Source organism: Pseudoalteromonas sp. US3C1004, assembly GCF_048401065.1.
Taxonomy (GTDB): domain Bacteria; phylum Pseudomonadota; class Gammaproteobacteria; order Enterobacterales; family Alteromonadaceae; genus Pseudoalteromonas; species Pseudoalteromonas undina.
In genome coordinates, this window is record NZ_CP183073.1 from 3,054,337 (window position 1) to 3,066,351 (window position 12,015).

At 39.9% G+C, this 12,015-nt stretch carries 12 protein-coding genes; 11 read left to right on the forward strand and 1 reads right to left on the reverse strand.

The window, feature by feature from the left end; all coding sequences use genetic code 11:
• Window positions 1-2 precede the first annotated feature (2 nt).
• A complete protein-coding gene (locus ACNSN3_RS14325) occupies window positions 3-1,781 on the reverse strand; it encodes a DUF885 domain-containing protein (protein ID WP_138596599.1) in 1,779 nt (592 codons plus the stop codon).
• A 342-nt stretch (window positions 1,782-2,123) separates the two neighbouring features.
• Here ACNSN3_RS14325 and ACNSN3_RS14330 point away from each other — a divergent pair, with 342 nt between their 5' ends.
• From ACNSN3_RS14330 to hemB, 11 genes are all read left to right on the forward strand, one after another.
• The gene (locus tag ACNSN3_RS14330; protein ID WP_138570607.1) at window positions 2,124-3,083 is read left to right on the forward strand and encodes a diguanylate cyclase domain-containing protein; all 960 of its coding nucleotides are present in this window, start codon (window positions 2,124-2,126) and stop codon (window positions 3,081-3,083) included.
• A gap of 108 nt (window positions 3,084-3,191) precedes the next feature.
• A complete protein-coding gene (ubiE, locus tag ACNSN3_RS14335) occupies window positions 3,192-3,947 on the forward strand; it encodes a bifunctional demethylmenaquinone methyltransferase/2-methoxy-6-polyprenyl-1,4-benzoquinol methylase UbiE (RefSeq protein WP_008108541.1) in 756 nt (251 codons plus the stop codon).
• A gap of 12 nt (window positions 3,948-3,959) precedes the next feature.
• Window positions 3,960-4,619, forward strand: a complete 660-nt coding sequence (locus ACNSN3_RS14340) for a ubiquinone biosynthesis accessory factor UbiJ (RefSeq protein WP_054202682.1) — start codon at window positions 3,960-3,962, stop codon at window positions 4,617-4,619.
• Window positions 4,620-4,636: 17 nt separating this feature from the next.
• Window positions 4,637-6,238, forward strand: a complete 1,602-nt coding sequence (gene ubiB, locus ACNSN3_RS14345; protein ID WP_010392267.1) for a ubiquinone biosynthesis regulatory protein kinase UbiB — start codon at window positions 4,637-4,639, stop codon at window positions 6,236-6,238.
• A gap of 79 nt (window positions 6,239-6,317) precedes the next feature.
• Window positions 6,318-6,578, forward strand: coding sequence for a Sec-independent protein translocase subunit TatA (gene tatA, locus ACNSN3_RS14350; protein WP_008108546.1), 261 nt, complete (start codon window positions 6,318-6,320; stop codon window positions 6,576-6,578).
• A gap of 5 nt (window positions 6,579-6,583) precedes the next feature.
• Entirely contained in the window at window positions 6,584-6,916 is a 333-nt protein-coding gene (gene tatB, locus ACNSN3_RS14355) for a Sec-independent protein translocase protein TatB (RefSeq protein WP_008108547.1), read from the forward strand.
• Window positions 6,917-6,963: 47 nt separating this feature from the next.
• Complete coding sequence (gene tatC, locus ACNSN3_RS14360) at window positions 6,964-7,704, forward strand: twin-arginine translocase subunit TatC (RefSeq protein WP_008108549.1); 741 nt, start codon at window positions 6,964-6,966, stop codon at window positions 7,702-7,704.
• Window position 7,705: 1 nt separating this feature from the next.
• Window positions 7,706-8,215, forward strand: coding sequence for a hypothetical protein (locus ACNSN3_RS14365; protein ID WP_418607842.1), 510 nt, complete (start codon window positions 7,706-7,708; stop codon window positions 8,213-8,215).
• Window positions 8,215-9,000 (forward strand): TatD family hydrolase, encoded by a 786-nt coding sequence (locus tag ACNSN3_RS14370; protein WP_138596595.1) that lies wholly within the window; start codon window positions 8,215-8,217, stop codon window positions 8,998-9,000. The genes ACNSN3_RS14365 and ACNSN3_RS14370 overlap by 1 nt, the downstream gene beginning before the upstream one ends.
• A complete protein-coding gene (locus tag ACNSN3_RS14375) occupies window positions 9,000-10,859 on the forward strand; it encodes a diguanylate cyclase (RefSeq protein WP_418607844.1) in 1,860 nt (619 codons plus the stop codon). The genes ACNSN3_RS14370 and ACNSN3_RS14375 overlap by 1 nt, the downstream gene beginning before the upstream one ends.
• Window positions 10,860-10,871: 12 nt before the next feature.
• A complete protein-coding gene (gene hemB, locus ACNSN3_RS14380; protein ID WP_138596591.1) occupies window positions 10,872-11,879 on the forward strand; it encodes a porphobilinogen synthase in 1,008 nt (335 codons plus the stop codon).
• Window positions 11,880-12,015 lie beyond the last annotated feature (136 nt).

The window sequence follows — 12,015 nt, forward strand, 5'->3', positions numbered from 1 at the left end:
TTTTAGCTATCTGTTTTTGCTAATTCCACTTGTATATACAAACGTATTTGTTGCTCAAGCACCGACAAAGGCACTGAGCCATGGCGTAATATTTGATGATGAAACTCACGAATATCAAATTGTTGACCTAATGCTTGCTCAGCTTCTGCGCGCAGACGTTTAATTGTTAACTCACCAATTTTGTAAGACAGCGCTTGTGCTGGCCACGAAATATAACGGTCGGTTTCCGTTTTTACATTATGCAATGAAAGCGCCGTATTATCAGCCATAAAGTTCATTGCACGCTCTCGACTCCAGCCATACATATGCATCCCCGTATCAACCACTAAACGTGCAGCACGCCACATTTCGTAGGTTAAACGACCAAAGTTGCTATATGGGTCTTGATAAAAACCAGCCTCAACCCCTAAGTACTCTGAATATAACCCCCAGCCTTCACCAAATGCTGATAAATAGGCATCTCGGCGATAGCTAGGTAAGCTTTCAAGCTCTGCATTGAGTGATATTTGTAAATGATGGCCCGGTACGGCTTCGTGCAGCGTTAACGCTTCTAAAGCATAGAGTGGTCGTTTATCTAAAGCGTACGTGTTCACCCAATAAAAACCGGCTTGATCATCACGGCTCGAACCTGAATAGCGCCCAGTAGTGTACTTAGGTGCAATATTGGCAGGCACCGGCGCTACGCCATAGGGTTTGCGTGGTAAGGTATGAAATAATTTAGGTAACTGTGCATCCATTTTTTTGGCAATGTACGCGGCCTCTTTTAATAATTGTTCAGGCGTTGTGGCGTAAAACTGCGGATCAGTACGTAAAAAGTGGATAAATTCTGCAAACGTGCCCTTAAAACCCACCTCTTTGATGACCGCTTCCATTTCACTGCGAATACGCGCCACCTCAGCTAAACCCAGCTCATGGATTTCTTTTGGGGTCATTTGTGTCGTGGTGTAATACTTAGCACGATTTGCATAAAAGGCTTCGCCATTAGGAGTTGACGAAATACCAATATCACTGCGCGCGCCAGGTAAGTATTCAGTATTAAAAAAAGTTAAGTAATCTTTATAGGCTTTAATAACTTGGCCACTGATAGTGGCTTTAGCCTGTTGTTGTAACGCTATAAATTCACTATCACTTAAACCCGCGGTATTGTTTAAAAACGGCTTGTAAAATTCAGACTGTGTTACATCGTCAACAATGTAGGCAGTAATAGAGTCTTGGTAGCCAATTAATACCGCTTTGGGTTGAGTTAAACCAACTTCTAATCCTTTACGCATCCAGCCTATGTTTTGCTCAAAAAAGCGCGGCACTTGTTGTAATCGCTTTAAGTAGTTTTGATAATCTTGAGCGGTTTTATAATCCGAGCTATTAACAATAAACGATAAGCTTGAATGAAAGCCATATTCTGACGTTAAAGGCATGTAGTGCGCGTTAAATACATATTCATCAATAGTATTTTGCACTTGCGCTCGAATAATACTGTAGTTAATTTGGTTTTCGTCACTCAGCTTGCTCATATCTATTGCATCTAAATCAGCCAATAACTGCGTGTTTTTTTGATACTGCTGGGCTAAAAAGTCAGCCGATAAGTTAGGTAGTAAATAGCCATCAACCCCCTTAGGATTACTGTACGGACTTACCTTTTGGCGGTACTGGACGATACTTTCGGCCGTTTGCGTAAATTGCTGATCGGCGTTAATTGTGGTGAGCTGACACGCGCTTAATGAGCACACTAAGGTGACACTTAATAAGGAAAGGCGCATTTTTTTCGAAAGAGATAAATTCATAGTTATTGAGCTTAATGACGTTACAGATGTGATAAACCTATCTTAGGCTGAATAAATAGCAAATAGATATACGACCAACTGCGAAAAATATACGCCAGCAGTCATTTTATTAACTTAAGTTAATACTTAACTATAAATAAAATTAGAGTAATTGCTCAAAAAAGCAACGGTTATTGAATTTATAGCGTCATTTTAATCAACTACGACTCATTTTACTTTTAAATCACAGATATAATGATTATTGTATCTGCGCTTGGAAGCAAATTGCCTCATTGGACGAGTTTTATAAATCAGCATTTATGCGTATTTGGTTGGTAATTGCAAATGATGTTCCATGACTCCATGGCTATAGCACAAGAAAAAATGACAAAAGTATGTATGTTTTTAGAGCATCATGTTTTGCCTCCTACCCCCTTAAATTTTCAAGTTGTGTATACATACATTAGTAAAATCCATTTTGCGCTTAACAATGCTATTGATGATGCCATAGATGCAAATCAAAATATTGATGAGCTATTTATTGAGCAACTCTATTTTGAATATTTAAATCAGGGTCATAAAACCGAAGTAGCAATGATTGAAAACGTCAATGGCGTGATCAATTCACTATCGCGAAATGCACAGCAAACAGAAAAAAAACTTAACGATTTTGCAGGCCATGTTAATGACTGCTTGCATTCTTTAGATGAAAATAATATTGCTAACAGCCGCCTCGCTTTAGAAAGGTTAAATGAGCAAACACAGTTACTTCTCTCACAACAAGCACAATTTAAACAAGAACTTAGCCAGGCAAAAAAACTACACGAAGCCACTAAAAAACAACTTAATACCTTGCGCAAACAACATGTGATTGACCCACAAACAGGCTTATACAAACGCCATTATTTAACTAAGCAAACACAATTATGGCTAAAACAAGACAAGTCAATTTCAGCAATTGCCATTCAAATTGATAATTTAGAGCATTTTATTAATAACTTTGGTGATGCCATTGGAGAAGTGATTTTAAATAAAGTAGCTAAGCAAGTTCAAAAGTATGTTTCACAAAGTGGCTTAGCCGGGCGCTCTGCAAAAGACCAATTTATTGTTCTACTTGCTAACATTGAGCCAGAAACTGCTAAGCTGATTGCAGAAAAAGTAATAACTGGAGTTGAAAAACTACGCTTTATAAGTTCAAAAAGCGATCTAAAACTCCCTCCCATTTCTCTCTCATTAGGGATTACGGAACAACAACAAGGCGACTTTAACCAACTAGTTAAAAGTGCCTCAAACGCGGCGTTTAAATCACGCGCATCTCAATAACCCAGTACACTGTTCAAACAATAAAATTAACTGATAAATCATATTCAAATTGCACCCTTGGTGCACAATCAAGTACACTAGTCTTTATTACCACGATAGAGATTAATCATGAACGAGAACCCTGAAAAGACCACGCATTTTGGCTATAAAACTGTTGCCGAAACCGAAAAAGCTTCTATGGTTGCTGATGTATTTCATTCTGTTGCGACAAAGTACGATGTTATGAATGATCTCATGTCTTTTGGTATTCATCGTTTATGGAAACGTCAAACAATTGCCAGCTCAGGTATTCGTAAAGGTCATCATGTATTAGATTTAGCCGGCGGTACTGGCGATTTAACTGCAAAGTTTAGCCAGCTTGTTGGCGAAACCGGTCAGGTTGTTTTAGGTGATATAAACTCTTCAATGTTAAAAGTAGGCCGCGAAAAGCTGCATAACTTAGGCCTTGTAGGCAACATTGATTACGTACAAATGAATGCCGAAGCCTTACCTTTCCCTGATAATAGTTTTGATTTAATTACGATTGCTTTTGGCTTACGTAATGTCACCGACCAAAATAAAGCATTGCGCTCTATGTACCGCATTTTAAAGCCAGGTGGTCGTTTACTCATTCTTGAGTTTTCAAAACCAGAGCAAGAGCTTCTCAGCAAGGCGTATGACTTTTACTCTTTCAACATTTTACCTACTATGGGTAAACTAGTTGCTAACGACAGTGAATCATACCAATACTTAGCAGAGTCAATTCGTATGCATCCAGATCAAGAAACCCTTAAAGCGATGATGGTGGAAGCAGGGTTTGAGCAAGCGACTTATCAAAATCTAACTGGTGGCATTGTTGCCCTGCATCGTGGATTTAAATACTAAGGTTAGTAATTTATGGCGCTTGAAGAACACAGTAAAGAACAACCGGCTGCAGGCAGTTTTTTTATGCTACCGAGCTTTGTACTTTCGCTTATTGAGCAAGTATTAAATCAAGCGCTTAAACTCGATCCGAGCTTACTCGATAAACTAAAAACGGTAGAGCATCAGCGCTTATTAGTTGAGGTTAGAGACTGGCAGCAAAAAATAGCCATTACTTATGCCAATCAGCAGCTACATCTTTACACTGCATTCGAACATGCTGACGCTGATTGTATGATCAGCGCCAATATAGATACGTTGTTAGCACTGAAAAACCCAGCCATGCTGACTCAACTTATTCGCCAAGATAAGCTTGATTTACAAGGCGATTTAAATATAGCTCAACACTATAGTTCAGCCTTTTCAAGTGTAGAGATTGATTGGCCAGAGCAACTAGCAAAGCATATTGGCGACGCGCCTGCACAACAACTTTATTTGCACTTGCAGTCGCTTAAGCAGCAAGGTAAAAAAGCAAAGTCTCAGCTCGATAATACTTTTATTAGTGTGTGCCAAGACGAACTGGCAATCACCATTCACCCATTAGAGCTTGAGCAATTTAAACAACAAAATAGAGCACTAAAAGGCCATGTTGCCGCCATTGAGCAACGTATTAACGCCCTAATTAAAGCCCTTTAACGCGCTAAGGATTTTTTGTGTCAACTGCCCGACTGTATTACATAACTAAAACCCTGCTTAGCTTCGGACTTGATGAGCTTGTACCCAAACATAAAGTACCTTGGTTTGCTAAACTTGCTCGTGGCAGTTTGTTTTGGTTGCGCAACCAACACAAAGATAAACCTCCTGGCTTAAGACTTCGTTTAGCACTACAACAGCTTGGCCCTGTGTGGATAAAGTTTGGCCAAATGCTTTCAACTCGGCGCGATTTACTGCCTCATGATATCGCCTTGGAATTAGCCTTTTTACAAGATCAGGTAGAACCGTTCGAGGGTGAACTAGCCCAGAGAATCATCGAAAAAGCATTAGAAATAGATGATATTAGCCAGCTATTTAGCGAATTTTCACAAATACCTTTGGCATCGGCCTCAATTGCTCAAGTGCATACTGCTACCCTTGTTGATCCTCAAGGCGAATCGCAAGATGTTGTTATTAAAGTTATTCGCCCTAATATTGAGCAACAAATCAACGCTGACTTAGCACTAATGGAAAAATTGGCTAAGGTTGTCGGTAAGTTAATTAACGAAGCCAAGCGATTACGCCCAGTGGAAGTGGTTAAAGAGTATAAAAAAACATTGCTCGATGAGCTCGACTTAATGCGTGAGGGCGCTAATGGCATTCAATTAAAGCGTAACTTTGAAGGTTCAGAATCGTTATACATTCCAACAGTATATAGTGATTATAGCCGCAGTAATGTACTGGTTATGGAGCGTATTTACGGTATTCCGGTTTCGGACACTGAAGCGTTGATGGCACAAAACACCAACATGAAGTTATTAGCAGAACGCGGAGTAGAAGTGTTTTTTACTCAAGTATTCCGCGACAGTTTTTTTCATGCTGACATGCACCCAGGTAATATTTTTGTGTCACGCGAAAACCCGCATAATCCTAAATATATTGGTATAGATTGCGGTATTGTTGGAACTCTTAACAAAGAAGATAAACGCTATTTAGCTGAAAATTTCATTGCCTTTTTTAACCGCGACTACCGCCAAGTAGCACAGCTACATGTTGATTCAGGCTGGGTACCACCTGATACCAGCATTGAAGAGTTTGAATTTGCTATTCGCACCGTGTGCGAGCCTATTTTTAATAAACCACTAGCTGAAATATCATTTGGTCATGTATTGGTTAACTTATTTAATACCGCACGTCGTTTTAATATGCAGGTTCAACCGCAACTCGTATTATTACAAAAAACCTTGTTGTATGTTGAGGGCTTAGGTCGTCAGCTATACCCACAACTGGACTTGTGGAAAACAGCAAAACCATTTTTAGAAGACTGGGTTAAACAACAAGTGGGCCCGCTGTCTGTGCTAAAGCAAATGTATGCAAACTTACCGTTTTGGGCAGAAAAAATGCCTGAACTACCCGATTTAATTTATCAAAATTTAAAGCGAGCACCACACTCTCACGCACCTGAAATTAAGGTTTCACATAAACCATTGGTTTTAGGACTGTTTAGTAGTGCTGCGATGATTGTCTCAGCTTTATTTTATTTACAACACAACTTAATCGCTGCTGGCGTTGTCTTAAGCTGTGCTGTTATTGGCTTTATAGCGGCTTGGCGCCGCTCATAAACTAAGTGCTATTTGCCACTTTGGGCGTATAATCAGCACTTAACCTTATTATTTTATGGCTTAAAAGCAGGAGAAAACCATGGGTTTTGGTGGTATTAGTATTTGGCAATTATTAATTGTACTTGCAATCATTGTACTTTTATTCGGTACAAAAAAACTACGCGGTATGGGTGGTGATTTAGGTGGCGCAGTTAAAGGCTTTAAAAAAGCTATGTCTGATGACCAAAATGCTGAAAAACAAGCTAGCGAAGATAAAACTGAACAGATCCAAAAATCATCAGAATCAACACCAATCGATTCAAGTACAACTAGCAAAACTAAAGATAACGACAAGGTTTAACTAGCATGGGAATGTGGGAGCTTGTTGTGGTATTTATTGTCGGCTTGGTAGTACTAGGGCCGGAACGCTTACCTGTTGCTATTAGAACCGTAAGCCGCTGGGTTAAAACAGCCAAAGCAATGGCTAACTCAGTAAAAGCTGAAGTGAGTGAAGAGCTTCGTGTAAACGAGCTACATGAAAACCTAAAAAAAGCAGAGCAACAAGGTCTTAAAGATTTAAGCCCTGACCTACAACACTCTGTTTCTGAGCTGCAACAAGCAGCGCAATCAGTTACTCACAGCTATAAAAAAAATCAAAGCCAAGCCACTAATAACCAAGCAACAGATGACTCTAAATAATTATGGCACTCTCTTTTTTCATGCGCTTAATGCAGGTATAGAAAACAATGACTGAAGAAGTAAAATCAGGATTTGTCGCTCATTTAATCGAGTTGCGTGACCGGTTGATAAAATCGCTATTGAGTATTTTAGTGATATTTATTGGTTTGGTTTACTTTGCAAACGATATTTATACGTTTGTAGCTGCTCCTCTAGTCGCTCATTTACCTAGTACTGCCACTATGATAGCAACGGATGTCACTGCGCCATTTTTTGCTCCCTTTAAACTAACCTTGTTTGTTGCTTTATTTGCGGCCATCCCTTGGATTTTACATCAAATTTGGGGATTTATAGCCCCAGGTTTATATCAGCACGAAAAGAAAATGCTGATGCCCATATTAGCTTCCAGTATTTTCTTATTTTATGGTGGCATTGCTTTTTGCTACTTTGTAGTACTGCCAATTATTTTAGGGTTTTTCACCAGTGCAGGTCCGCAAATGATGACGCTTGCGCCCGATATCAGTAGCTATTTAGGCTTTGTTCTTAAGCTATTTTTTGCTTTTGGCATTGCATTTGAAATTCCAGTGGCGATTATGTTGCTCTGTTGGAGCGGTGCAACAACCACACAAAGCCTAAAAGAAAAGCGCCCTTATATAGTGGTCGGCGTATTTGTAGTGGCGATGTTTTTAACGCCACCAGACGTTTTATCACAAACTCTATTAGCACTGCCTATGCTGCTGTTATTTGAGCTTGGCTTAATTTTAGCGAAATTTTATACCGCAAAACCACAACAAGAATCTGAGGAATAATATGAATAAGCACTTACTTTCTTTACTCGCTTTAGTTAGCGTACCGGTTTTAGCCGCAACTCCTATCAATGAACAAGCGTTGCAAGCCTGTAGTTTTACTGAAAATGACTTTAATCGCTTACTATGCTATGACAACACCATTGCCGGAAAATCACTCTCTCAATCAGCCCGTAAACAGCCAGAGCAACCTGCTCAAGCTAATGTAAAAGCTGACACGCCTACCGTAACAGCACCCGTGGCTATCAAAGAAAAAGAATTTGGTTTAGAACACAAAGAAATTACTGAAAATGGGGAAAAGTCTATTACATCAATGATTTCATCTGTTAAAAAAGCACCTTATGGTGAGCTAATTATTACTTTAGAGAATAATCAGCAGTGGCGTCAAATTGGTTCAGATAGCTTGAGATTAGATGAAGGCGATACCGTTATTATTAGCCGTGGGGTATTCAACTCTTTTTTACTTAAAAAAGCAGATCAAAACCGTTCAATTCGTGTAAAACGCACCCAGTAATGCAATACACCTTAATTGATGCTGGCGTAAATTTAACTAATCATCAATTTGATGGTCAGCATCAAGAAGTGCTCGCTCGGGCAAAAGAGGTCGGCGTTAAGCATATGCTAATTATTGGCTGCGATATCAGCTCCAGTGAAGAATCATTAGCACTTGCTGCACGCTATGGTCAATATGCTAGCGCAGGTATTCACCCTCATGATGCAAAAACAGCAACCTATGAACTTGAGCAACAACTCACTCAGCTAGCTCAACATGAGCAGGTTATTGCCATAGGTGAGTGCGGGCTAGATTATAATCGCGACTTTTCTCCAAGAGATGTGCAGCGTGATGTGTTTCGTCGTCAACTCGCATTAGCTGAAAAGCTAAACCTGCCCGTTTATTTGCATGAACGTGACGCCAGTGACGACATGCTTGCTATTTTAAATGAGTTTACTGTACGCGGTGTACTGCATTGTTTTACTGGTGATGCACAAGCACTCGCAGGTTACTTAAATTTGGGCCTTTATATTGGTATCACCGGCTGGGTATGTGACGAACGACGCGGCAAAGAATTACAACAACTGATCCCAAGCATTCCCATTGAGCGTTTATTAATTGAAACCGATGCACCCTTTTTAATCCCTCGCACTGTTAAACCTAAGCCAAAATCAAGACGTAATGAGCCAGCATTGCTGCATTATGTTTGTGACACGCTTGCTCAGCTTTATGGTATTCCTGCATGTGATGTTGCAAAGCATACGAGTGAAAACTTCAATCATTTGTTTGGAATAGAGAAAAAATAATGCGAACCTTTTGCGCTTTGCTGGTATTCACTATGGTGTTTTATGCATCCTGTTTTCCTGCAAATGCAATCGAGATAAATAGCGAATTTAATTCAAAAAAAATAGAAGGTATTCATTATTCGTTTGTTCCTGCCTCATTAGAAGATGCACGACAAAGCAATTTACAAGAATGGCTGCTACTTAATAATAAGCCACTTAATTTAGGCCTTGAGTCTCGGCCTGTGTGGATTCAATTTCAACTAAATAATTACCTTAATGAGCCAATAGAGCCAATCCTATCGTTCGACAACCCACTTCTGAACAATATTTACCTGTACCACTTTATAGGTGAGGAGCAACTAAAATCGGAACATATTGGTGATGCTCTGCCTTTATCTGATAGAGTGATTAGAAGTGAGTCTTTGCTGGTTAAATTAACTCTTCCCGCTAACAGCAAAACCACCGTTTACCTCAAAGTTAATAATAATGCGGGAATTGGGCTTCGCGTCCCTCTCACCTTATGGCAACAAGATGCATTATTAGCCCATAAAAGTATGATTAACCTGCTCTATGGATTGCTGATTGGATTTATTTTTTCACTGGCTATCAGTAGCATAGTTTTATTTGCTTTTTCACGTAAACATTATTTTGCTTATGCCGGTGTGATTACATTGATGCTTAGCCTGTTTTTAGCTTATATAGGTGGTTTTGGGCTTCGTTATGCTCCCTCAAGCATAGCAGGCTTGCAACAGTTAATGCTGCCTCTATTACTTATGCTGATCACAATACTGCTTCTACCCTTACAGCGGCATGTGTGCAAACCTAACGCCTCTAAGCTACTCAAGGGTCAAACTGCTATTACGACACTGTATGCGTTAATTATCGGTTTTATATGGTTATTACCTACTCCCAGTGTGACTTTATTTGCCATCTCAACTATACCTATAATTCTTATTTACCACGTGATAACTACATTACTTTATTTGCGCCAGCAACCGACAAACCCTAATAAAAGCTTATTAATTGCTCTTCTATTGTTTTTCATTATTGTGATTCATTTTGCCATTGCATTAACCGACCTTTATGCAGTGACTCGAACTAGCTTAATGATAACCTTTGCAGCGTCCTTAGGTTGCTCATTTTGTTTAAGTTATACCGTCATAAAGTTATTTATATTACAACGCGATGAACAAGTAACAGCGCAGCAAGCATTAATTGCACAAAACACAGCACAAGATGCGCTATTAAATGAGCGGATTGAATTACAAGAGCGCACCCGCCAAGAGCTTGAAAGCCAAGTAGATGAACGCACCTTTGAGTTACAAGTAACACTGAGGGAATTAGAAGATAAAAACCGCGAACTTGAACAACTCAATATGGAAGATGCCTTAACAGGCATTAAAAATAGGCGCTTTTTCGATAAAAAACTAATTATGGAAATTCGTCGTTCGCGCCGCGAACAAACGCCACTGAGCATTATTATGTTAGATATCGACAAATTTAAGTCAATTAACGATAACTATGGCCACTTAACCGGCGATCAAGTTATAAGGGCTGTGTCTGATACCATTAAACAACAGCTTAAGCGCCCACTAGATGAAGTAGCACGTTATGGTGGTGAAGAATTTGTCATTTTGCTACCTAATACTGATAACCAAGGTGCACTGGTCATTGCAGAACAGACACGCTTAGCAATAGCAAATAATAGTGTGAATGTAGCTGGTACTATTATCGACTTTACCATTAGTGCCGGTGTTTATACTCAAATTGCCGATGATATTCATAACCCTGAACTATTTACTGATTATGCCGATAAGGCACTCTATTTAGCAAAACAACATGGCCGCAATCAAGTGGTTAATTTTTCAATCCCACAGTAGGAGCGTATACTTATGGCCCAATCTGGACTAGACCTTTTCCCATATACTCGCATGCGTAGAATGCGCCGTAATGATTTCTCTCGTCGCCTTATGGCTGAAAATCAGCTGAGTGTTAATGATCTTATTTACCCGGTTTTTGTGCTTGAAGGCAAAAACCGTCGTGAAAGCATTGAATCGATGCCCGGTATTGAACGCTTATCAATTGATCTACTGATCGAAGAAGCTAAAGAATTAGTTGATTTAGGTGTGCCTGCGGTGGCTATCTTCCCTGTTACGCCTGCAGATAAAAAATCATTATATGCCGAAGAAGCGTATAACGATGATGGCTTAGTACAACGCACTGTTCGTGCTTTAAAAGAAGCCCTCCCTGAACTTGGGGTGATCACTGACGGGGCGCTCGATCCATTTACTACTCACGGGCAAGACGGCATTATTGATGACGAAGGCTATGTAATAAACGATGTAACCACTGAAATATTAGTTAAACAAGCATTATCACATGCAGCTGCAGGTGCCGATGTTGTTGCTCCATCAGATATGATGGATGGCCGTATTGGCGCAATCCGCGAAGCGCTCGAAGCGGATGGCTTTATTCACACTCGTATTATGGCTTACTCAGCTAAATACGCATCTAGCTACTATGGCCCATTTAGAGATGCCATAGGATCTGCTGGTAACTTAAAAGGCGCTGATAAAAAAACCTACCAAATGGATCCTGCTAACTCAGATGAAGCAATTCGCGAAGTCGCGCTTGACCTTCAGGAAGGCGCCGACATGGTAATGGTTAAACCTGGTATGCCATACCTTGATATTGTACGCCGTGTTAAAGATGAGTTTGGTGTACCAACATTTGCTTATCAGGTAAGTGGTGAATACGCGATGCATAAAGCCGCTATTGATAATGGCTGGCTGAGCGAAGAAGCTACTATTATGGAATCTTTATTAGCATTTAAACGCGCTGGCGCAGACGGCATCCTGACTTACTTTGCTAAGCAAGCTGCTCGCTATTTAAATAAATAATAACGACATATTGATATAAAAGGGCTTTATTGCCCTTTTGTATATTTAAAGGCAGCCCGTTTTTTATGCTGCGTTACTCTCATTTCTGGGAAGTAACCACACTACATAGACCCTTCCTTACCCAAAACTAAAAACA